Origin of the sequence: Sulfitobacter sp. PR48 (assembly GCF_028807335.1) — a bacterium.
In the GTDB taxonomy this organism is placed as follows: domain Bacteria; phylum Pseudomonadota; class Alphaproteobacteria; order Rhodobacterales; family Rhodobacteraceae; genus Sulfitobacter.
Map to the genome: position 1 here is coordinate 46,972 of NZ_JARAMM010000020.1, position 21,492 is coordinate 68,463.

Consider the following 21,492-nt stretch of genomic DNA (forward strand, 5'->3'; position numbering starts at 1 on the left):
ACTGGGGGGCAAAGTCTGTAGGTCACGGGGGCGGCCGCACTTTTGCGCATCTGTTTGATGCGGGAGACGTGTGTACGCCGCGACGTTTGCGAATGTATTCACGACAGGATCATGACGTGCATGATCCGTGCCGTCTGCTGCGGTTCTCCCCATTTATGGAGCATTGGTGTGTGTCGCCCTGACCGGAGGCTTTGCTGACGGGGGTGAGTGAGTTGCTCGGAGTAAGATGAAGATGAACCGTGTGCCAAGGCCACAGATCAATCCCACGGCGTCCCCGGGACGCATTGCTTCGTATGCGGCTGAACTGCCCCACACGCAATCTGCACCATTTTCCAGACCGGCCGCGCTGCGCGCCGCGCGTCGCAACGCTTAGGAGATTACACCATGATTAGAACGCTTGACTTCAATCCATTCGCCGCAGGCACCGTCATCGACGACGAGTATGAAGGCGTGACCATCTCCGCAACCGGCGGCTCCGGCCAGGCCATGGTCTTTGACAGTGCCAACCCGACAGGCGGTGACGAGGACCTCGCCTCCGATACGCTGGGCGGTGTGCTGATCATCTCCGAAGACGGCGACAGCAGCGACCCCGATGACAACGCCACCGGCGGCAGCATCTTCTTTGATTTCGACAACGCCGTGCGGATGAAGTCGATCACCCTCAAGGACATCGAGGAAACCGGCGGCGAAGGCACACGGCTGATCTTTTACAACGAAGCGGGCGATGTCATCGAGAACCAGTTTGTCGAGCCGACAGGTGACGGCGGCGAAGTGACCCTTCAGCTCTTCGTGCCCGGCACGTTCCGCTGCGAAGTCCGCTTTCCCGGTTCCGGCGCGGTGGACAATGTGACCTTCGATGACCCCGGCTTCGGCGGCGGGGACAACGATGATCCCGACGCGGTTGATGACACGCTGATCCTGGACGAGGACACCACCGACACGGTGAACGTCCTGACCAACGATACCGATCCGAATGGCGATCCGCTGACCGTGACCTCGGCAGAAAGCCCCGATGGCGTGGTGACCTTCACGCCCGATGGCGAGGTGACATTCACCCCGAATGAAAACTTCAACGGGCCGACCACGATCACCTATACCGTTTCCGACGGCAATGGCGGCACCGACACGGGCACCGTGAACGTCACCGTGAACCCGGTGAACGATGCGCCGGTTGCGGTGGACGATACCGCCACGACCGACTTCGAGACACCGGTTGTCATCGACCTGCTGGGCAATGACACCGACGTGGACAATACCAACGACGAGCTGACGCTGGTCGATCCGACGGTCCCCGCCGAACAGGGCACGCTTGTCGACAACGGCGACGGCACTGTCACCTTCACACCCGCCGACGGTTTTACCGGCCCGGCGACCATCACCTACACCGTGCGTGATCCCGAAGGTCTGACCGACGCGGGCACCGCCACGGTCACAGTGGGCGCGGGTCCGCTGCTGGACGGCTATGTGGACGGCGACGACGATGGCAACCTGATCGACGAGGATTACCTGGGCGATCCCGATGGCGACCGCGTCAACGACCCCGATGCGATCCTGCCGGGCACCGGACCGGACGACGATTATGTCCGCGCGGGCGGCGGTGACGACACTGTTGTCACAGGTCAGGGCAACGACACCGTCGAAGGCGGTGACGGCGATGACAACATCGACACCGGCAATGGTGATCTGGCACCCGATCTGGGCTATCCTTTCGCGGCGACCGATCCGCTGGGCTATGACCCCGATGCGGACCCGGAAAACGACCGTGACTATGTGGACGGCGGTGACGGCAACGACACCATCCGCACCGGTGACGACCGCGACACCATCTTTGGCGGTGCCGGTAACGACGACATCAACGCTGGCATCGACGACGACATCATCGACGGCGGCACCGGCGACGACCGGATTGTCGGCGGCGAAGGCAACGACAGCATCCTGGGCGGTGCCGGCAACGACACGATCTATGCGGGCAACGACCCCGACCTGATCCCCGATGTGGTCAACATCACCGACGAGGACACCGGCGGCGTTTCGCCCGACCGGAATCCCGACAACGGCATGGACACTGTCAACGGCGGTGCCGGCGATGACGTGATCTATGGTGCCGACGACCGCGACTCGCTGTCCGGCGGCTCCGGCGACGATTACATCGACGGTCAGATCGACGATGACATCATCAACGGCAACACCGGCAATGACACCTTGCTGGGCGGCCAGGGCGACGACAGCGTTTCCGGCGGGCAGGGCGATGACCTGCTTGAAGGCGGCATCGGCAATGACACCCTGCGCGGCAACCGTGATAACGACACGCTGATGGGTGGTGACGGCGACGACAGCCTTGATGGCGGCGGCGAAGACGACGAGCTTTACGGCGGCGACGGCGACGACAACATGATGGGCGGCCAGGGCGACGACCTTCTGGACGGCGGCGCGGGCAATGACACGATGACCGGCGGTGCGGGTCAGGATACTTTTGTCAACGTCAACGCCGGTGACGTGGTCGACGGCGGCTCCGGCCCGGTGGACAACGATACGCTCGACCTGCGCGGCTCAACCGCGCCGGGCGGCAGCTTCAGCATCACCTACACGTCGGCAGACCGGGAAGACGGTATCGTCAACTACCTTGATGCGGACGGCAACGACGCAGGCCAGCTGGTGTTCGAGGAAATCGAGAACATCATCCCCTGTTTCACCCCCGGCACAAAGATCGCCACACCCAAGGGTGAGCGCCGTGTCGAGGAGTTGCAGGTGGGCGACCGCGTGATCACCCGTGACAACGGCATCCAGGTCATCCGCTGGGTCGGCAAGCGCGACATGAGCGCCGCCGAATTCGAAAAGGCGGTCCACCTGAAGCCGGTCCTGATCCGTCAGGGCGCGCTTGGCAACGATCTGCCCGAGCGTGACATGATGGTCTCTCCGAACCACCGCGTTCTGATCGCCAACGACAAGACAGCGCTCTACTTTGAAGAGCGTGAGGTTCTGGTCGCGGCCAAGCACCTGACCGGCATGGAAGGGGTGGATGTCGTGGATGTATCCTCGACCACCTATGTGCACATCATGTTCGATCAGCACGAGGTCATCCTGTCGGATGGCGCCTGGACCGAGAGCTTCCAGCCTGGCGACATGTCGCTGGCAGGTATCGGCGATGCACAGCGTCAGGAAATCCTGGAATTGTTCCCGGAGCTGGCGACACAGAACGGCATCGATGCCTATGCATCGGCCCGCCGGTCGCTGAAGAAGCACGAAGCCCAGCTTCTGACCAAGTAACAAGTAATCCCCAGAAAATCGTGCGGTCCCTTCGGGGGCCGCACAACCGGAATATGCAGCTGCTGTTTTGACCCCGGTCAGAGAGCACGGGGAAGCGGAGTGGGCAACCACTCCGCTTTTTCTTTTGCCGGGTGACGGCGCGCCCGTTGCCGGGTATCGGTGGGGCATGGAACAGGACAACGAACTTCTGGCCGAACTGACCACCTGCGAGGAATTGGTCTGGGACGCCCTGGTCGAGGGGGATATCGCCACCGACGAAAAGATGCTGCATGCTGATTTCCTTGGCGTCTATTCGACCGGATTCGCGACCAGGGACGAGCACAGCGGGCAATTGGACGACGGTCCGACGGTCACCCGCTACAAGCTGACCGGGCACCGGGTGATGCGGCTGGGCCGCGATCACGCGGTCCTGTCCTATCGCGCCGATTTTCTGCGGGCCGGGCAGCAGGCGTCAGAGGCCATGTATGTCAGCTCGATCTGGCAACGCGAGCCGGACGGCTGGCGCAATGTCTTTTCGCAAGATACGACAGCGCGTGAGTGAAGCTCCCTGCTGTTGAGCGCCAGGTGACTTTGGCTGTGACGTCATAAGCTGATCCGAAGCGGGAAACCGGACCTGTCGAATGCCAGGCATTTCCGACCCGACCGGACATTTGGCGCGGTGTGGGTCAAGGTCAGGTGAGCGGGACTTTGCTGCCATCAAACATGAGCATCCAGGCCCGGAACAAGCCGAAGGCGCCGGGCCATCGCCTGCCCGCCCGTCGCACCAAAGGTGCGCCGTTGATCTCGGCATGCCTTCGGCATGACGGGTAGGCGATTTGGTGAGGCTGTCTGTGTCCCCGATGAATTTCATCAAGGTTGAGAAATAAAGTGGCATGAGCCAAGGTCAGTATCGCCCACCCCGGGCAGGCGCTGGCCCGGCTTGCGTCTCATATCACTCCGGACTCAATCCCGCCCTTCGCTGCATTTTTCACGGATGACCACTTAACCCCTGCCTCCCATCGGACATAACGCCGCGCTCCGGGCCAGCGATGTGACACAGCGACGTTCCACCGCTGCTGCCTGAACCCGCGACCGCGTGTCAGGGCGCGCCGCCCTTGTCCCGCCCGGCGCGCCAGTCTGCCCAGGCCTCCGGCGTATCCAGATCCAGCCGGGCGCGACTGCCGGGCAGGGGGATCAGCACGACACGCTCCCTGACCTGCGCCACCACCTCGCGCCCACCGCTGTCGCCGGTCAGCCTGGCCAGCGCCGGGAAGAGGTCTGATCTGAACACGATCGGATGGCCGGGCGCGCCTTCTGCGGTGGCGCCGCGCCAGATCAGGGCGGGGCCATCCGTATCAACCGCATCGGCAACCTTTGCCAGGTCCTGCACTGTCAGATCCGGCAGGTCGCCCAGAAGAACCATCGCACAGATGGCCCCATCGGGCAGGGCGGCGATACCGGCGCGCAGGCTGGCGTTCATGCCTTCCGCCGCATCCGGGACGGGCAGGGCCTGCAGGTCAAGCCCCGCCAGCGCCGCATATCTTGGGTGTGGTGCAGGCGGCAGGGCCACAATGACCGGACCACAGCCCAGCGCCAGCGCCTTGCCCGCCTGAAGGCGCAGCAGGGGTGTTCCATCCACCGTTTCCAGCAGCTTGTCGCGCCCCTGCATCCGCGTCGATCCGCCCGCGGCAAGGATGATGACCGGCATCAGATGATCCATCGGGTCATCCTATGGAGGTCCGGCGCCGAGCGCCATCCCGTCAGCCGCGCATCCGGTCCCCGTCGGGATCGAACAGCGCCGTGGTGATCAGCCTCGCGGGGCGCATCTGGCCCAGGATTTCGATCTCCACCTTCAGCCCTTCCGCGATCCGCCCGCGCGGGACAAAGCCCATGGCGACGGAGGTGCCGGTGAAATGCGAATAGCCCCCCGATGTGCAGAACCCCACAACCGCACCATCCAGCCAGATCGGCTCGTAGCCCTGCACATCCGCGTCTTCGGCCTCCACGTCAAAGGCCACAAGCTGCCGCGCGGGCGGCGTTGCCCTTTCCGCCTCCGCCGGGGCGCGGCCGATGAAATCCACGTTCTTCTTCCAGGAAATGAACCGGTCCAGCCCGGTTTCCGCCGCCGTGTAATCGGGCGAGAATTCCGACATCCAGGAGCCAAAGAACTTGTCCAGCCGCAGCGACATCATGGCGCGCATGCCAAAGGGCACCATGCCATGCACCTGTCCCGCCGCCCAGAGAACTGACCACAGCGCGCGCTGGTCCATCGGGTCGCAGTAGATCTCAAACCCCAGATCGCCGGTATAGCTGACGCGCTGCACGATGCAGGCGGTCTGGCCCACGGTCATCTGCCAGACGTCGAGGAATTTCATGTCCGTCACATCGGTGCGGGTGCAGGCCTGCAGCACCTCGCGTGCCTTTGGCCCCGCAATCTGGAAACCGGTGCGCTTGTCAGAGATGTTCTGAACGTCAACACCGTCTTCCAGATGATTGATAAACCACCGATAATGGAAATCCTGCGACCCGTAGGAGGCGGTCAGCTGGAAGGTCTGCGCATCCAGGCAGGAGATCGTGAAATCGCCGATCAGCTTGCCCTTTTCCGACAGCATCGGGGTCAGCGACAAGCGGCCCTGCGCCGGGACGCGGCCCGCCATGATCCGGTCCAGCCAGGCGCGGGCCTGTGGCCCGGTGACCAGGAACTTGCCAAAGTTCTGCACCTCGTTGATGCCCACCCCGTTGCGCACCGCCAGCACCTCGCGCGCGGTGGCGCCAAAGGCATCCGAGCGGCGGAAGGACGGGGTTTCATAGGTCGGCTCATCGGCCGTGGCGAAGTAATTGGCGACCTCAAGCCCGAATTGCTGGCCCCAGACCGCGCCCATCCCGGTAAAGATGTCGTACATCGGTGTGGTGCGGTGCGGCCGGGCGGCGGGCAGTTCCTCGTTCGGGTAGGAGACGGAAAAGCGTTTCTGATAGTTCTCGATCACCTTGGGCAGGGTGTAGCCCGGCGTGATCCATTTGCCGAAGCGCGCCACATCCATCGCCATCACGTCGCGCTCCGGCTCGCCCTCGATCATCCATTGCGCCAGGGTCAGGCCCACACCACCGCCCTGGCTGAAGCCCGCCATGACGCCGCAGGCGGACCAGTAGTTGCGCATTCCGGGCACCGGGCCGACCAGCGGGTTGCCATCGGGGGCAAAGGTGAAGGGGCCGTGAATCACGTTCTTGACGCCTGCGCGTTCCAGGTCGGGAAAACGGCGGTAGGCAAAGGTGATGCTGTCCTCGATCTTGTCGAAATCGTCCTGCAACAGGTCCTGACCAAAGGACCAGGGCGTGCCATCCACCGACCAGGGGCGGCAGGTCTGCTCGTAGAACCCGATGCAGAGGCCCCGGCCTTCCTGCCGCAGATAGCTTTCGCCCGCCGGGTCCATCACATGGGGATGTTCCTTGCCGTCCTGCATCATCTCAACGATCAGCGGCACCTCCTCGGTCACCAGGTACTGATGCTCCATCGGGTGCAGCGGGAAGTAGACGCCCGCCATCGCGCCAACCTCGCGCGCCCAGAGGCCGCCAGCGTTCACGACGTGTTCGGCGTGGATGGTGCCCTTGTCCGTGACCACGTCCCAGGTGCCATCGGGGCGCTGGTTGGTTTCCCTGACCATGCAATGGGTCTCGATCGTTGCGCCGCCCATCCGTGCGGCGCGGGCATAGGCATGGGTGGTGCCGGAGGGGTCGAGGTGACCGTCCAGCGGGTCATAAAGCCCGCCGATGATGCCGTCGATATTGGTGACGGGGGCGATCTTTGCGATCTCCTCCGGTGTCACGATCTCGGTGTCCAGACCCATGAAACGGTGCTTGGCCCGTTCGGCCAGCAACATGTCGAAACGGTCCTGGTTGTCGGCCAGGGTCACGCCGCCGACGTGGTGCAGCCCGCAGGACATGCCGGTGATTTCTTCCAGTTCCTTGTAGAGCCGGATGGTATAGCCCTGAAGTGCTGCCATATTGGTGTCGCCGTTCAGCGTGTGAAACCCGCCCGCCGCGTGCCATGTTGACCCCGAGGTCAGCTCTGACCGCTCCACCAGCATGACATCCGACCACCCCAGTTTGGTCAGGTGGTAGAGGCAAGAAGCGCCGACGACGCCGCCGCCGATGATCAGGACACGGGTGGTGGTTTGCATGGGAAAACTCCGGTTGGATTTTGCCACAGATTGGCGGGCTGCGGAAAACACCTCTGGTCCGTTAACGACAGATCATGTCGCGCGCGGTCGGATTGTCCGGGGTTGGTTTCGAATCCGCGACCGGCTTGTTTCGCGCAGCACCGCTATGGACCTTCGCGCAGCCGTGCTAGATCATGCCGCATGGATCTTTCCGCATTGACCCCCAGGACCATTCTGAGACGGGCCCGCTCCTATACCCGCAAGCTCTGGGTCCGTGTTGTGATCATGGGGCTGATGTCCTTTGTGGCGCTGGGGCTGACGCAGCTGATCGAAGGGTTCGTGCCGGATGAGATTGCGACCATGCTGCACGGGGATGCGGCGGACCGGCTGCTGAACATCATCGCCAATGCCATGCTGGCGGTGACCACATTCTCGCTGACGGTCATGGTATCGGTCTATCGCGCGTCTTCGACCCAATGGACCCCGCGGGTGCATCGCCTGATCCTGGAGGACCCGACAACCCAGAATACCCTGGCGGTTTTCATCGGCGCCTATGTCTATGCTCTGGTGGCGATCATCCTGCGCGAACTCGGGGTCTATGTGGATGACCGGGCCTTTGTGTTGTTTCTCATGACGGTTCTGGTGCTGGCGGTGATCGTGATCTACCTGATCCGCTGGGTCCTGCACCTGCAGACATTCGGCAGCCTGATGGATGTGACCCGCCAGGTCGAGACGGTGACCGTTTCGGGGTTCAGGGAGCGGTTGCAGAACCCCTGTCTGGGTGCAAATGCCCTGACAGGTGACATTCCGGAGGGGGCGGAAAAGGTGCTGGCCACCGAAAGCGGATATATCCAGCACGTCTATCCCGAAGCGCTGCACCAGACTGCGGCGGAGCAGGGCGCGCGCATCTATTTTCTGCGCAACATCGGCGATTATGTTTTCATCAACGAACCGCTTGTTGCGGTGATCTATGACAAGCAGGACGCTGACAGTGAAGCGGTGGAAAAGGCGGTGCGCGATTGCATCGTGCTGGGCGATCTGCGGACCTATGACCAGGACCCGCGCTTTGGCCTAGTGGTGATGGGGGAAGTCGCCTCCAAGGCGCTGTCGCCGGGGGTCAACGACCCCGGCACCGCCATCGACGTGATCGGGCGCATCGGGCGGATCCTGTCGCTCTACAAGGATGAAGAGGCCAAGGACCGCGAAGACGAAGTGCTTGATGCGCTTTATTTCCCGCCGCTGGACCCCGGCGACCTGATCGAGGACGGCTTTGGCGCGCTGGCACGGGACGGGGTGCAGATTGTCGAGGTGCAGCAGCGCCTGCAGAAAGCCCTGAGTGGATTGATGCGGCACCCCGACGCGGGGCTGAGCCGCGCGGCCAGGCAGGCGGCGGTTCTGCATCTGCGCCGTGCGGTTCAGGCGATCCCCTTCGGGCCGGATCAGGACCGTGTGCTGGCCTCTGCCTGTGCCGAGGTGCGCGCGGCAGTCTCAAAGGCCGACGATTAAAAAGTTAACAAAAGGTTAACCAAAAAACTCACCGCGTGTTATCGAACGATCTCTTGGAGAGATCGGGATATTTTCATGTTTGTGGTTCGGGCACTGTTTCTTGGGGTCACTGTCGTCATGCTTGCAGCGGCAGGACCAATGTCGGTTCCGAAGATACCCGCTGCTGATTTCCTGAGTGTGTTGAACACCTTGAACGGAAAAGCACCGATGAATGCGGCCTGTTGCAAGGTCTGCTCAAAAGGCAAGGCCTGCGGCGATTCCTGCATCAGCCGCTCATATACATGCCGCAAAGGGGTCGGTTGCGCCTGCGATGGTTAAGAAATCCGGATCCCTCGGGCGTCGAATTATATTCGAGCGACGGCAGATGTCGCTTTCTGGCAATCAGCCCGATGCAAGCCCGTAGAGGTTGTGAATAACGCAACCCAAGCAGGACTTATCATGCGCACCCATGCCCAGGCCGTCGTCATCGGGGGCGGCGTTATCGGCTGCTCGATCCTCTACCACCTGACCAAGCTGGGCTGGACGGATGTGGTGCTGCTGGAACGCTCCGAACTGACCTCGGGCAGTACTTGGCATGCGGCGGCTAACATTCACGGGCTGCACGACAACAACAACATCACCCGGATCCAGAACTACACGATGGATCTCTATAACGCGCTGGAGGCCGAGACGGGCCAGAGCTGTGGCGTGTTCCAGCCCGGATCGCTTTATCTGGCGCAGACCGAGGCGCGGGAACACCAGCTGCGCCTGCAGGCGGCCAAGGCGAAATATTATGGCCTGCCGTTCCGCGAGATCGACCGCGCCGAGGCAGAGGCGCTGCATCCGCTGGTCGATTTCGACGGCATCCGCTGCATCATGTACGAGGAAAACGGCGGCAACGTGGACCCTTCCGGCGTGACCAACGCCTATGCCGTGGGGGCGCGGCAGAACGGGGCCGAGATCATCCGCTTTTGCCCCGTCACCGGCACCGAGCAGCAACCGGATGGCAGCTGGATCGTGCGCACGCAGAAGGGGGACATCGCGACACAATGGGTGGTGAATGCCGCCGGTCTCTGGGGGCGCGAAGTGGCGGCGCTTGCGGGGCTCAAACTGCCGCTGCAACCGACCGAGCACCAGTATTTTGTTACCGAAACCATTGCGGAGATTGCCGGGATGGACCGCCGCCTGCCGTCGGTCGCGGACCGCGATGGCGAATATTACCTGCGGCAGGAGGGCAAGGGCCTGCTGGTCGGTGCTTATGAGAAGGATATGCGCTACTGGGCCGAGGACGGGACCCCGCAGGGGTTCGGCCACGAGCTGTTTGCCGATGATCTGGAGCGGATCGAACCCAACATGATGCGCGCGATTGCGCGGGTGCCTGCGGTGGGCGCGGCGGGGATCAAGCGGGTGATCAACGGCCCGATGATCTGGTCGCCGGATTCCAACGTGCTGTTCGGACCGGTGCCGGAACTGCGCAATTACTTCTGCTGCAACGGCATCATTCCGGGATTCTCGCAATCCGGCGGCATGGGGCTTTTGGCCGCCGACTGGATCGTCACCGGCGAAACCCGCTATGACATGTTCGCCTGGGACATGGCGCGCTTTGGCGACTGGGCCGATGCCGCCTTTACCCGGGCGCGGGTGGGCGACCAATATGCCAACCGGTTCAAGATCCACTTCCCAAACGAGGAACGCAGCGCGGGCCGCCCCATGCGGATGCGCCCGGCCTATCGGATGCAGCGTGACCTGGGCGCGGTCTTTGGCCTGAACTACGGCTGGGAACATCCGCTGTACTACGGCCAGCCCGTCGGGGCAGAGGATGAAACCCACGGGTTCACCCGGCAGGGCTGGTGGGCGCAGGTGGGCCGCGAGGCGCGGATGCTGCGCGAACATGCGGGCATCATCGACATTTCGAACTTTGCCAAATACCGCTGCAAGGGGCCGGGGGCGGAAAGCTGGCTGAACGCGGTTTTTGCCAATACCATGCCCCGGGCTGTGGGGCGGTCCTGCCTGACCCCGCTGATCGGCACGCGGGGCGGGATTGCCGGGGATTTCACCGTGACCCGGCTGGCGGAGGATGAATTCTGGATCATCGGCTCCGGCATGGCCGAACGCTATCACCAGCGGTTCTTTGGCGCGCTGCCCCTGCCGGAGGGCACGGCATTCGACAGCCTGACGGTGGATGTCTGCGGCTTCAACGTCGCAGGACCGAAATCGCGCGATCTGTTGCAAAAGCTGACCAATACCGCGCTGGCGACGCCTGATTTCCCCTTCATGCGGTCGAAATGGATCACCCTTGCGGGGATCGAGGTGCTGGCGCTGCGGGTGTCCTTTACCGGCGATCTGGGCTGGGAACTGCATTGCGCCGCTGCCGATCAGGCGCGCCTGTTGCAGGCGCTGCTGGACGCGGGCCGCGACATCGGCGCAGGCCCTGTCGGCAGCCGCGCGCTGATGTCGCTGCGGATCGAGAAAGGATATGGCTCCTGGAGCCGCGAATATTCGCCGGAATACTGGCCGCAGGAGGTCGGGCTGGACCGGCTGTGCAAGACCGACAAGGATTTCCTGAACAAGGAGGCGGTCATGCTGACCCTGGCCAGGCCCGCGCGGGAGCATCTGGTGATCCTGGAACTGGATGCCGGTCAGACCGATGCCTCCAACGCGGATGCGAGTGGGGGGGAGCCGATCTTCATGGATGGCAAGGGCATCGGGCGCGTGACCTCCGGCGCCTATGGCTATTCGGTGGGCAAGTCGCTGGCGCTGGGGTTCCTCCGCGATGCGGGGCCGGGTGATGTGGTGGAGGTGATGGTGCTGGGCCAACCGCACCGCGCGACGGTGCTGGCGGAACCGCCCTTTGACCCCGCCGGTGTCCGGCTGCGGGCGTAAGACAGGCGCATTCGAATTCTTCGAAGAATTCGGTCCGGAGTTTTCAAAAACTCCGGGGTCGGCAGGAAGGTCACTTTCCCCAAGGCAGCAGATCGTCCTGCGCCACGAACCGCAGTACGGGTGCCCGAAGGCTGGGGGCACACGCATCGGCTGCGCATTCGAATTCTTCGAAGAATTCGGGCCGGAGTTTTTGAAAACTCCGGAACCCGCGGTCAGCCGCCCGATTTTTCCAGTACCAGAAAGGTCATCATGCCCAGGGGCGGCAGATCGTCCTGTTTCACGACCCGCAACGCAGGCTGCTGCAGCACGGTTTCGACCCGGAAATCGGAATGCCAGCCCAGCGTGTCGGCAAAAGGCGCCGTGAGCCGCTCGATCGCACCCAACACGCCGTCCTCGCGGGTGAAATGATTGGTGATCACCACCTGGCCGCCGGGTTTCAGCACCCGGACGATCTCGGTCATCACCCGCTCGGGTTCGGGCACCACCGAGAGCACATGCATTGCCGCAACCGTGTCGAAGGAAGCATCGGGAAAGTCGAGGTGCCGCGCATCCATCTGCCGCAGCGCCGCCACATGGTCGAGCGCCTTTTCCTTCACCCGCACTTGCGCCTTTTCCAGCATATCGTCGGAAAAATCGATCCCCGTGACCGCCAGATGGCCCCCGTATTGCTGAAGCGACAGCCCCGTGCCCACGCCAACCTCCAGCACGCTGCCGTTGCGTGCGTTGATATGGGCGACAGCCCGGCGGCGGCCCGCCTGGGTGATGGCACCGAAGGTCCGGTCATAGATCGGGGCCCAGCGGGCATAGGAACGGGTAACTGCGTCAAGATCCATCTTTTCTGTCCTTTCGGGAAGGGGTGGGCAGCCCGGCGATCAGGGTCCAGATCACCGTGGCGATATAGGCAAGGCAGAGCATCACCAGGGTGATCCATGCATAGGTGAGAAGCGCAGCCGCCAGCAGGACGGCGGTGAGCGTCACATAAGGCACCTGCGCGCGGCTGACGCGCAGCGCCTTGACCGACCAGGTCGGCACACGGCTGATCATCAGCAGGCCGATCACCACCATGTGCAGGCAGATCACCAGGTCGGGCAGCAGCGGCCCATTGGCGAAGGCAAAGGAGATCGAGAGCGGCAGCAGCACCAGCAGCGCGGCGGCGGGCGAGGGGATGCCGGTGAAATACCCCGGCGGCACTTTCGGATTGGCGGCCTGCGGTTCACGCGATGCCACGTTGAACCGTGCCAGCCGCAGCACGCAGCAGATCGCAAAGAACAGCACCGCCAGCCAGGCGGCGCTGCGCACGTCCTGCAGCGCCCAGAAGTAGAGCACCAGCGGCGGGGCGACGCCGAAGTTCACGAAATCGGCAAGCGAATCCAGCTCGGCCCCCATCTTGCTGTCGCTCTTGAGCAGCCGCGCCAGATGCCCGTCCACCCCGTCGAGCACGCAGGCCGCCACGATCAGCTGCACCGCCAGCACGTAATTGCCCTGCACGCCAAAGCGGATCGCCGAAAGGCCCGCGCAGATCGCCGTGACGGTGAGGATGTTGGGCAAGAGCTGCAGCAGCGAAAAATCGCGCGGCCCGGGGGATTGCGGATCGCTCATGCCGCTGTGGTCCCGGCAAGGCCGGCCATCCGCACCGCTCCGGACAGGATCGCGCAGCGCTTTTTGTCGCCGCCGCATATCCGCCTCAAGAAGTTGCCCGATATGGTCATTGTGCCCGTCCCTAGACTCACGGGTGCAGACCTATATCGTTCTGCGGCAAGAGCAAGTCTCATCCGCCGCCGATTTCCAAATGCCGCCGATCGGGGCCTTACAACGGCCTGATCTTGAGCTGCGTGATCCGGTTGCCGTCGCGCGCCATCACCTCGAAGCGGAATCCGTGGAAGGAAAACACCTGACCCGGCGTCGGGATCATCTGCGCCTCGTGAATCACCAGCCCTGCCAGCGTATTTGCCTCGTCATCGGGCAGGGACCAGTCGGTGGCGCGGTTCAGGTCGCGGATCGTCATGGCGCCATCGACGTAATAGTGACCGTCCTCGCCCGGGGCCAGCAGATGTTCACCGTCGGGGTCGAATTCATCGGTGATCTCGCCCACGATCTCTTCCAGAATATCTTCCAGCGTGATCAGCCCCTGAAGCGAGCCATATTCATCCACCACCAGCGCAAAATGCGTGCGGCGGCGCAGGAACTGGCGCATCTGTTCGTCCAGGGTCGAGGTTTCGGGCACGAAATAGGGTTTCATCGCCACGGTGGAGACATCGAAGTTCTTCAGCGCCGATGCATCGCCGTCGGGCCCGCCGATCAGTTTGTACATCGCGCGCAGCAGGTCCTTGGCGTGGATCACGCCGATGATGTTCTCCTGATCGTCGCGATAGACGGGCAGGCGGGTGTGGTTGGATTCCAGACATTGCTGGAGGATTTCCTGCGGCGGCATGTCCGCGTCGATCATCTCGATCCCCGAACGGTGCAGCATGATCTCTTCCACCGCCCGCTCGCGCAGGTCGAGCGCGCCCAGGATACGGTCGCGGTCTTCCTTTTCGACCACCCCTTCGGAATGGCCCAGCTGCAATGCGCCCGCGATCTCCTCGCGCACCGCAAGGATGTTGCTGTCGGGGTCCACCGTCACCCCCAAGAGCCGCAGCACCCCGCGCACAAAGAAACGCACCGCAGAGACCATCGGTGAAAACACCAGCACCACCAGCGCGATCGGGCGCGACACCAGGGCGGCGGCGGTTTCGGCGTTGGTGATCGCATAGGTCTTGGGCAGCACCTCGGAAAAGACCAGCACCAGCAGGGTCATCACCAGCGTGGCCAGCGCCACGCCGCTTTCCCCGAACAACCGGGTGAAGAGCGCGGTGGCCAGAGAGGCCGCCAGGATGTTGACCAGGTTGTTGCCCAGCAGGACAGAACCGATCAGCCTTTCATTGTCTTCCGTGATTTTCAGCGCCCGTTCCGCGCCGCGCGATCCCTTGTCCGCCTGTGCCCGCAGCTTTCCGCGCGAGGCGGCGGTCAGCGCCGTCTCGGACCCCGAAAAGAACCCCGAAAGAACAAGGAGGAGCAGAATGATGCTGCAGCTGATCCAGAATGCGCCATCGAACAGAGTCGTGCCGGTTTCCATTTCGGTTGGTATCCATATGATGTGTCTGTCGGACTATGATGATCCGCCATGCCCCATTCAAGGGCAGGAGGCAAGATTGGGCAATAAACGCCATCAGAACCTTGGAGAGCGGAACGGCGCGCTGCTGCTGTTTGGCGGGCCCTATTCCAATCTGAACGCCACCCAGGCCCTGCTGGGCGCAGCACGGGAGCGGGGCATTGCCGCTGCGCAGATGATCTGCACCGGGGACGTGGTGGCCTATTGCGCGGCCCCGTTTGAGACCATCGAGGTGATCCGCGCGGCGGAAATCGCTGTGGTTGCGGGCAATTGCGAGCGGCAACTGGCCGCAGGTGCAGCCGATTGCGGCTGCGGGTTCGAGGCGGGCACAACCTGTGATCTGCTGGCTGCCGGCTGGTACGCCTTTGCCACGGACCGTGTTGCACCCGCCCAGCGCGGCTGGATGGCGGCGCTGCCGGACATCATCACCTTTCACCATCAGGGCGCGCGCTATGGCGTGATCCACGGCGGCGTGACGGATGTGGCGCGTTTTGTCTGGCCGACCAGCCCCGACGAGGTCCTTGCCGAAGAATGGCGCGCGGCCGAGGAAGTGGTGGGGCCGCTTGATCACATCATCAGCGGACATTGCGGCCTGCCTTTCATCCGCGACACGCCACGGGGCCGCTGGATCAACCCGGGCGTGATCGGCATGCCGCCCCATGACGGGGCGCAGATGACGCGCTATGGGGTGCTGGACGGGGGCGAGGTGACGCTGCACCGCCTGCGCTATGACGCCGGGGGAGAAGCCGCGCGGATGCAGGCCGCAGGGCTGACCCAGGGCTATGACCGCGCGCTGCTGACCGGCTATTGGCCGTCCGAAGATATCTTGCCCAGTGCCCTGCGCGTGCCGTCCTTCGCCAGCGGGTGATGCTCCAGCACCAGTTCCGACAGGCGTTCTTCCAGCACATGGGTATAGATTTCGGTGGTGGCGACATCGGCATGGCCCAGCATGGTCTGGATCGCGCGCAGGTCGGCACCATTGGCGAGCAGATGCGTGGCAAAGGCGTGACGCAGGGTATGCGGCGTGACCTTGGCCGGGTTCACGCCGCCCGCGACCGCGAATTCCTTGATCAGCAGGTAGAACCGGTGCCGGGTCAGATGGCCCAGCTTGCCGCGCGAGGGGAACAGGAACCGCGAGGTCGGCAGCCGTTTGGCGCGTGCCTCTTCGTCCAGCCTGTCGCGCAGCACCAGCCATTCGGCCAGCGCCGTGCGGGCAGGCGGAGACAGCGGCACCATGCGTTCCTTGCCGCCCTTGCCCATGATCAGCAGCAGGCGCGGATCGCCACGGGTGGCGGCAATCGGCAGGCTGACCAGCTCGCTGACCCGCATGCCGGTGGCATAAAGCAGCTCCATCAGGCAGGTGTTGCGGCATTGGTCGGACTGCGACCGGCCAGAGGCGCGCGCCGCTTCCAGCAAGGCATCGACCTCCGCTTCGCTCAGGATCTTGGGCAGGCGCTTGTCCTGGCCGGGACCGGAAATCTGGATCGCCGGATTGTCGCTGCGCAGCCCTTCCTCAAAGGCAAAGCGGTAAAGTTGCTTGATCGCCGACAGCCGCCGCGCGCGGGTGGATTTGGCCAGCCCCTGCGCATCGCAATGGACCAGATAATCCTCCACCGAGCCGCGTGTCGCAGAGGCGAAATCGAGCCCCTTGCGGGCCAGATAGCCGTCGAAGTCCTTGAGGTCGCGGCCATAGGCCAGCTGGGTATTGGTGGCAGCGCCCAATTCGGCGGCCTGCGCTTCGAGAAAGGCTGAAATCCAGTGAAAGGTCGGCGTTTGCATCGGCTCAACGCTCCAGCAGGAGGGATTGGAGGGCGGCGCGCCGGGCGGTGTCTTCCAGCCCCAGTGCCCGCAGGGTGGCCAGCGCATCGCGCATCGCGGTGGTGTCGCCCTGCGCGCCCTTTTGCAACATGGCAAGGACCTGAAGGATCACTTCGCCCAGGCGGTTGTCACGCGCCGCACCGACCAGATTTTCGCGTGGCGGCGCACCCTTGAAGGCATCATGGATCGCACCCGGCAGGGCGCCTTCCGGCCTGGTGGCCGGGGCCTCGCCGCGCGCGATGGCGCGCAGCAGGGCGGTATTGGCAATGTCCCTGGAGGGGTCGGCCGCTGCGGCCTCATATATCGGGGACAACATGCAGATGTCGAATGCGATCCGTGCGGCGCGCCCTTCGAGGGCGATCTTGGACAGGTCCTCGGCAAAAAGGGTGGCAAATGCGACCTCAAGCCCGGCTTCCTGCATGCCGATCCAGACCGCCGGCAATGTCTTGGTCACCGCATCGGGGCTGCCGGTGGCCAGGGCGGTCTCGAACCGTTGCAGGTCGCGGACGCGGTCCCAGACCCCGCCGGAGGCGGCAGGCGCGCGGTCGGTGTAGAGGCCCAGCAACCGGTTGTCGGGCAGCGCACCGGCGCGGGTCAGACGCTCTGCCGCCTCAAGCTGCGCCTTCCATCCGGCGATATCGCGCAGATCGGCCACCGCATAGGGGCGGGGCAGGGTGCCGGTGGGCATCGGCTCACCAATGGTTTCAAACAGCCGAAAGCTCAGCGGGTCCATGCCGCGCGGGGTCGGCAGGGGCGGCGCCCCTTCAAAACCTTCCGGGTGCAGGAAGCGGTCCAGCAGGGCAAGCTGTTCCTGCGGCAGCAACCCCAGCGCCTGCGCAGAGCCAAAGGTCAGCGCCGCATTGTCCCAGTTGCTTGCGCGGGCGGCACAAAAGATGCGCGTGCCGTAGTTGCGTGTCAGATGGGGCGACTGGCCCAGCACGTCACAGGCGCGGTCTTCGGTTCCGGTCAGCAGGCTGATGTCCATCCAGAGGTCGAAATGCTCCGGCGAGGTGGTCACACCGGCCTGTTCGATCAGCGACAGGGCAGGGTCCAGCGCCCCCAGCCGCAGCAGCTTGCGCACCCGGGCAAGGGCCAGCTCATTGCCTGCCTGGGCATCGCCCTGCGGCGCAAAGGCCTCGGCAAGCAGAACCGTATAGAGCAGGGATTGCGCGGCAGGCAGGCGCAGTTCCGGCAGGTCTTCGATCTGGTCGATCAGGTCTTTCGCGGTGCTGCCCAACCAGAGATTTTGCGGCAGGCCGGTCACCGTGTTGGGCACCAGCCCGATGGCCCGGGGCGAGCCCACGCCCAGGGGCGAGACCGTGACCTTGGGCGGCAGCGCGGTTTTGGCCACCGGCGCTTCGTTCGGGTTGGCCTTGTTCGGCTGACGGCGCGCCACAGGTTGCGGCGTGGCCTGGGTGCCGAGCCAGTCAATCACCGACAGCGGCGATTCCTGCGCCTGTGTCTGTGCCGCAGCCGGACCCGTGGCAACCGCCGCGCAAAAAAGCAGCGCACCAAGGGTACGCGCTTGCCTGATTTCCGCCATCATGAGCCTATTGCCCGGAAAGAGTGACAGGTTCACGCATTTCTACCTGAGGTGGTGCGAACTCCGCGCCGAAGAACGGACCGATATAGGCATAGCCAGCCAGCCCGATAAATCCGACAATTAGTAGGAATATCAAAAACTTGATCAATCTGCCCATGAATTCTGCCTGCTCGGTTTCCGATTTGTTATGCAATCTATATATGGCCTTTTCGACAAGATCACGTCATTCAAGGCATAATGAGCGGAATTGAGCAAACCATGGCCGACGGCGAAGGGAAACATCAGGGGTATCGTCTGAACAAGACAGTTGTTCTGGTGGGGATGATGGGCGCGGGCAAGACGGCCGTGGGCCGTGCGGTTGCCGCGCGGCTTGGTGTGCCCTTCCTCGACAGCGATGCGGAAATCGAGGCCGCAGCCAACCTGAGCGTGCCCGAGATTTTCCAGCGCGACGGCGAGGCGTTCTTTCGCAAGCGTGAATCCGAGGTGATCGCGCGGTTGCTCAAGCAGGAGCGCTGCATCCTGTCCACCGGCGGCGGGGCGTTCCTGGCGGAAAGCAACCGCGAGATGATCTCGCGCGATGGTGTCTCGCTCTGGCTGAATGCGGATCTGCCCCTGCTCTGGCAGCGCGTGCGCCACAAGGAAAGCCGCCCGCTTTTGCGCACGCCAAATCCCTATGCAACCCTGGCCGAAATCTATCGCGCGCGGGTGCCTGTTTATGAAAAGGCGGATATTTCAGTCACTTGCCAGCCGTCGTTAAGTATCGAAGCGATGGCGTCGCGGGTGATTGCGGCCCTGGCCGAACAGCCCGATGTCCTGGAGAATCAAGATGCGTGAGACCGTGAATGTTGCCCTTCCGGGGCGGGCCTATGACGTTGTGATCGGGCCGGGCCTGCTGCATGAGGCCGGTGCGATGATCGCGCCGCTGCTGGGGCGGCCACATGTCACGGTGATCTCGGATGAAACGGTGGCGGGGCTGCATCTGGACAGCCTGCGGGCCGGTCTTGCGGCGCAGGGCATCACGATGGAGGCGCTGCAACTGCCGCCGGGCGAGGGGACCAAGAACTGGGACAACCTGATCCGCTGCACCGAATGGCTGCTGACCCGGAAGGTCGAGCGGCGCGATGTCGTGATTGCATTCGGCGGCGGGGTGATCGGCGATCTGGTGGGTTTTGCCGCTGCCATCCTGCGGCGCGGGGTGCGCTTTGTGCAGATCCCCACTTCGCTGCTGTCGCAGGTGGACAGTTCGGTGGGGGGCAAGACCGGGATCAACACGGGTCATGGCAAGAACCTTGTCGGCGCGTTTCACCAGCCGGCGCTGGTGCTGGCCGATACCGCCCTGCTGGACACGCTGACCCCCCGCGATTTCCTGGCCGGTTATGGCGAGGTCGTGAAATATGGCCTGCTGGGGGATGCGGATTTCTTCAGCTGGCTGGAGGCGCAGGGGCCGGCACTGGCCCGTGGCGACGGCGCAGGCCGTGTGACCGCTGTGCGCCGGTCGGTGCAGATGAAGGCCGATATCGTCATCCGCGACGAGACGGAGCAGGGCGACCGGGCGCTGCTGAACCTTGGCCATACTTTCTGTCATGCGCTGGAGGCCGCCACCGGCTATGGCAACCGGCTGATGCACGGCGAGGGGGTCGCGATCGGCTGTGCCATGGCCTTCGAACTCTCCGCACGGCTGGGCCTTTGCCCGCAGGAAGATCCCAGCCGGGTGCGCGCGCACCTCAAGGCGATGGGGATGAAGACGGATCTGGCCGATATCGATGGCGAACTGCCGGGGGCCGACGCGCTGCTGGACCTGATGGGTCAGGACAAGAAGGTGAAGGACGGCAAGCTGCACTTTGTTCTGGCGCGCGGGATCGGTGACGCTTTTGTCACCAGTGACGTGCCGCGTGACAAGGTGTTCGCACTTTTGCAAGATGCGCTGGCGGCCCGATAAGTCGGGACGCTAAGCTCGGCGCAATACCATCGCCGTCTTGCCCTCGGCGGAAAAACCGCAGGCTTCATAGAAGCCCACTGCATCGCGCGCGACACCCGTCATCAGCATGATCTTATAGGCATTTGCGGCCCAGGCGGTGTCGATCACCGCTGCCATCACCCTGCGGCCGAACCCTTGCCCCTGACAGGTGGCAAGCGTCACCACATTCTCGACTACAGCGTTTCGGGATAAACTTGAAACATCCCGCGTCACTTTTCGCGTTCGACCGAAGGGAGAGGCAGCGAACAAGTGATTCAGGTATATCCCGAAACGCTTTAGCGCATAGGGCCGGGCGTTCCAGACCACATTGGGCAGCAGGTGCAGGGTTGCCATTGCCACCAGCCGGTCCCCCGCAAAGGCGCCCAGCACCTGCGTGCCGGGATGGTCGATCACCGGGCCGAATGCCGCCGGGTCCGATGCCTTGGGCCCGACGGTCAGTTCATTGTAAAGCGTCAGAGCCTGCGCCGCGTCCGCCCGATCCAGCATGCGGACAACGGCATCTGTCATCAGAACGGGATTTCGTCGTCCAGGTCGCGCGAACCGCCGCCACCGCCAGCACCACCGCCGCTGCTGCCGCCGGAGGAGGCGGGGCCGCTGTCGTAACCGCCGCCGTCATAGCCGCCGTAATCCCCACCAGAGGAGGAACCGCCACCGCCATATCCGCCGCCTGAACCGCCGCCGTCGCGACCGTCCAGCATGGTCAGCGTGCTGCCGAAACCCTGCAGGACAACTTCGGTGGAATAGCGGTCCTGGCCCGACTGGTCCTGCCATTTGCGGGTCTGCAACTGGCCTTCGATATACACTTTTGACCCTTTTTTCAGGTATTGCTCGGCAATGCGCACCAAACCTTCCTGAAAGATGGCCACCGAATGCCATTCGGTCTTTTCGCGGCGCTCGCCGGTATTGCGGTCCTTCCAGGTTTCCGATGTGGCGATCCGCAGGTTGCAGACCTTGCCACCGTTCTGGAACGATCGCACTTCGGGATCGCGCCCCAGGTTACCGATAAGGATCACTTTGTTCACTGAGCCGGCCATATTGCCCCCTTTATTATCGCAGCTTGTGTCGCACGCCCGATTGCGAATCCGCAAGGGGCCGTTGGTCGCTTATAAACTGGCTGGATCATGGTTAACATCAGGTTTCCGCCCCTAGGTCGTGTTGACATTCATTGTCGCCCACCCGCGCGAGACGGATTTTGCCGCTGGCGCCCTGATGTGAGCGCAGCAATGTGATC

Annotated in this window: 18 protein-coding genes; 7 read left to right on the forward strand and 11 right to left on the reverse strand. The window is 63.7% G+C overall.

Annotated elements, in window-relative coordinates:
• Positions 1–384 precede the first annotated feature (384 nt).
• Complete coding sequence (locus tag PVW51_RS20855; protein ID WP_274577232.1) at positions 385–3,267, forward strand: Hint domain-containing protein; 2,883 nt, start codon at positions 385–387, stop codon at positions 3,265–3,267.
• Positions 3,268–3,433: 166 nt separating this feature from the next.
• Complete coding sequence (locus PVW51_RS20860; protein ID WP_274577233.1) at positions 3,434–3,808, forward strand: nuclear transport factor 2 family protein; 375 nt, start codon at positions 3,434–3,436, stop codon at positions 3,806–3,808.
• Between the two features lie 537 nt (positions 3,809–4,345).
• On the opposite strand, the gene PVW51_RS20865 is transcribed toward PVW51_RS20860, so the two are convergent.
• Both PVW51_RS20865 and PVW51_RS20870 read right to left on the reverse strand, forming a co-directional pair.
• On the reverse strand, positions 4,346–4,966 hold the full coding sequence (locus PVW51_RS20865; protein WP_274577234.1) for a nucleotidyltransferase family protein: 621 nt from the start codon (positions 4,964–4,966) through the stop codon (positions 4,346–4,348).
• Positions 4,967–5,006: 40 nt separating this feature from the next.
• Positions 5,007–7,424, reverse strand: a complete 2,418-nt coding sequence (locus tag PVW51_RS20870; RefSeq protein WP_274577236.1) for a GcvT family protein — start codon at positions 7,422–7,424, stop codon at positions 5,007–5,009.
• A gap of 195 nt (positions 7,425–7,619) precedes the next feature.
• Between PVW51_RS20870 and PVW51_RS20875 the strand changes: the two genes are divergently transcribed.
• On the forward strand, positions 7,620–8,909 hold the full coding sequence (locus PVW51_RS20875) for a DUF2254 domain-containing protein (RefSeq protein WP_338019771.1): 1,290 nt from the start codon (positions 7,620–7,622) through the stop codon (positions 8,907–8,909).
• A gap of 38 nt (positions 8,910–8,947) precedes the next feature.
• On the opposite strand, the gene PVW51_RS20880 is transcribed toward PVW51_RS20875, so the two are convergent.
• Positions 8,948–9,175, reverse strand: a complete 228-nt coding sequence (locus PVW51_RS20880; protein ID WP_274577239.1) for a hypothetical protein — start codon at positions 9,173–9,175, stop codon at positions 8,948–8,950.
• A gap of 172 nt (positions 9,176–9,347) precedes the next feature.
• Here PVW51_RS20880 and PVW51_RS20885 point away from each other — a divergent pair, with 172 nt between their 5' ends.
• A complete protein-coding gene (locus tag PVW51_RS20885) occupies positions 9,348–11,771 on the forward strand; it encodes a GcvT family protein (RefSeq protein WP_274577241.1) in 2,424 nt (807 codons plus the stop codon).
• A 212-nt stretch (positions 11,772–11,983) separates the two neighbouring features.
• Here the strand turns inward: PVW51_RS20885 and PVW51_RS20890 are convergent, their stop codons facing one another.
• From PVW51_RS20890 to PVW51_RS20900, 3 genes are all read right to left on the reverse strand, one after another.
• On the reverse strand, positions 11,984–12,604 hold the full coding sequence (locus PVW51_RS20890) for a class I SAM-dependent methyltransferase (RefSeq protein WP_274577243.1): 621 nt from the start codon (positions 12,602–12,604) through the stop codon (positions 11,984–11,986).
• Entirely contained in the window at positions 12,594–13,370 is a 777-nt protein-coding gene (gene pssA, locus PVW51_RS20895) for a CDP-diacylglycerol--serine O-phosphatidyltransferase (RefSeq protein ID WP_274577245.1), read from the reverse strand. Before pssA ends, PVW51_RS20890 begins: the two co-directional genes overlap by 11 nt.
• Before the next feature lie 208 nt (positions 13,371–13,578).
• The gene (locus PVW51_RS20900) at positions 13,579–14,886 is read right to left on the reverse strand and encodes an HlyC/CorC family transporter (RefSeq protein ID WP_269367391.1); all 1,308 of its coding nucleotides are present in this window, start codon (positions 14,884–14,886) and stop codon (positions 13,579–13,581) included.
• A gap of 76 nt (positions 14,887–14,962) precedes the next feature.
• On the opposite strand from PVW51_RS20900, the gene PVW51_RS20905 reads away from it, so the two are divergent.
• Positions 14,963–15,790, forward strand: coding sequence for a metallophosphoesterase family protein (locus tag PVW51_RS20905; RefSeq protein ID WP_274577246.1), 828 nt, complete (start codon positions 14,963–14,965; stop codon positions 15,788–15,790).
• Here the strand turns inward: PVW51_RS20905 and PVW51_RS20910 are convergent.
• The 3 genes from PVW51_RS20910 to PVW51_RS20920 are packed head-to-tail and all read right to left on the reverse strand — an operon-like array spanning position 15,727 to position 18,440.
• Complete coding sequence (locus PVW51_RS20910; RefSeq protein ID WP_274577247.1) at positions 15,727–16,701, reverse strand: site-specific tyrosine recombinase XerD; 975 nt, start codon at positions 16,699–16,701, stop codon at positions 15,727–15,729. The genes PVW51_RS20905 and PVW51_RS20910 overlap by 64 nt on opposite strands.
• Before the next feature lie 4 nt (positions 16,702–16,705).
• On the reverse strand, positions 16,706–18,319 hold the full coding sequence (locus PVW51_RS20915) for a hypothetical protein (protein WP_274577248.1): 1,614 nt from the start codon (positions 18,317–18,319) through the stop codon (positions 16,706–16,708).
• Positions 18,291–18,440 carry a hypothetical protein gene (locus PVW51_RS20920; RefSeq protein WP_269367395.1) on the reverse strand — a complete coding sequence of 50 codons (150 nt, stop codon included), beginning with the start codon at positions 18,438–18,440 and terminating at the stop codon, positions 18,291–18,293. Before PVW51_RS20920 ends, PVW51_RS20915 begins: the two co-directional genes overlap by 29 nt.
• A gap of 101 nt (positions 18,441–18,541) precedes the next feature.
• Here PVW51_RS20920 and PVW51_RS20925 point away from each other — a divergent pair, with 101 nt between their 5' ends.
• Together PVW51_RS20925 and aroB are read left to right on the forward strand one after the other, a co-directional pair.
• Entirely contained in the window at positions 18,542–19,117 is a 576-nt protein-coding gene (locus PVW51_RS20925; RefSeq protein WP_274577249.1) for a shikimate kinase, read from the forward strand.
• Positions 19,110–20,222 carry a 3-dehydroquinate synthase gene (gene aroB, locus PVW51_RS20930; protein ID WP_274577250.1) on the forward strand — a complete coding sequence of 371 codons (1,113 nt, stop codon included), beginning with the start codon at positions 19,110–19,112 and terminating at the stop codon, positions 20,220–20,222. Before PVW51_RS20925 ends, aroB begins: the two co-directional genes overlap by 8 nt.
• A gap of 9 nt (positions 20,223–20,231) precedes the next feature.
• On the opposite strand, the gene PVW51_RS20935 is transcribed toward aroB, so the two are convergent.
• Together PVW51_RS20935 and PVW51_RS20940 are read right to left on the reverse strand one after the other, a co-directional pair.
• A complete protein-coding gene (locus PVW51_RS20935) occupies positions 20,232–20,768 on the reverse strand; it encodes a GNAT family N-acetyltransferase (protein ID WP_274577251.1) in 537 nt (178 codons plus the stop codon).
• A complete protein-coding gene (locus tag PVW51_RS20940) occupies positions 20,768–21,295 on the reverse strand; it encodes a single-stranded DNA-binding protein (protein WP_274577252.1) in 528 nt (175 codons plus the stop codon). The genes PVW51_RS20935 and PVW51_RS20940 overlap by 1 nt, the downstream gene beginning before the upstream one ends.
• Positions 21,296–21,492 lie beyond the last annotated feature (197 nt).

Excerpts from the sequence above, each read along its gene's own strand:
- PVW51_RS20855 (WP_274577232.1), top strand. The coding sequence starts at position 385 with ATGATTAGAACGCTTGACTTCAATCCATTCGCCGCAGGCACCGTCATC.
- PVW51_RS20860 (WP_274577233.1), top strand. The coding sequence starts at position 3,434 with ATGGAACAGGACAACGAACTTCTGGCCGAACTGACCACCTGCGAGGAA.
- PVW51_RS20865 (WP_274577234.1), bottom strand. The coding sequence starts at position 4,966 with ATGGATCATCTGATGCCGGTCATCATCCTTGCCGCGGGCGGATCGACG.
- PVW51_RS20870 (WP_274577236.1), bottom strand. The coding sequence starts at position 7,424 with ATGCAAACCACCACCCGTGTCCTGATCATCGGCGGCGGCGTCGTCGGC.
- PVW51_RS20880 (WP_274577239.1), bottom strand. The coding sequence starts at position 9,175 with ATGCAGGAATCGCCGCAGGCCTTGCCTTTTGAGCAGACCTTGCAACAG.
- PVW51_RS20885 (WP_274577241.1), top strand. The coding sequence starts at position 9,348 with ATGCGCACCCATGCCCAGGCCGTCGTCATCGGGGGCGGCGTTATCGGC.
- PVW51_RS20890 (WP_274577243.1), bottom strand. The coding sequence starts at position 12,604 with ATGGATCTTGACGCAGTTACCCGTTCCTATGCCCGCTGGGCCCCGATC.
- pssA (WP_274577245.1), bottom strand. The coding sequence starts at position 13,370 with ATGAGCGATCCGCAATCCCCCGGGCCGCGCGATTTTTCGCTGCTGCAG.
- PVW51_RS20900 (WP_269367391.1), bottom strand. The coding sequence starts at position 14,886 with ATGGAAACCGGCACGACTCTGTTCGATGGCGCATTCTGGATCAGCTGC.
- PVW51_RS20910 (WP_274577247.1), bottom strand. The coding sequence starts at position 16,701 with ATGCAAACGCCGACCTTTCACTGGATTTCAGCCTTTCTCGAAGCGCAG.
- PVW51_RS20920 (WP_269367395.1), bottom strand. The coding sequence starts at position 18,440 with ATGGGCAGATTGATCAAGTTTTTGATATTCCTACTAATTGTCGGATTT.
- PVW51_RS20925 (WP_274577249.1), top strand. The coding sequence starts at position 18,542 with ATGGCCGACGGCGAAGGGAAACATCAGGGGTATCGTCTGAACAAGACA.
- aroB (WP_274577250.1), top strand. The coding sequence starts at position 19,110 with ATGCGTGAGACCGTGAATGTTGCCCTTCCGGGGCGGGCCTATGACGTT.
- PVW51_RS20935 (WP_274577251.1), bottom strand. The coding sequence starts at position 20,768 with ATGACAGATGCCGTTGTCCGCATGCTGGATCGGGCGGACGCGGCGCAG.
- PVW51_RS20940 (WP_274577252.1), bottom strand. The coding sequence starts at position 21,295 with ATGGCCGGCTCAGTGAACAAAGTGATCCTTATCGGTAACCTGGGGCGC.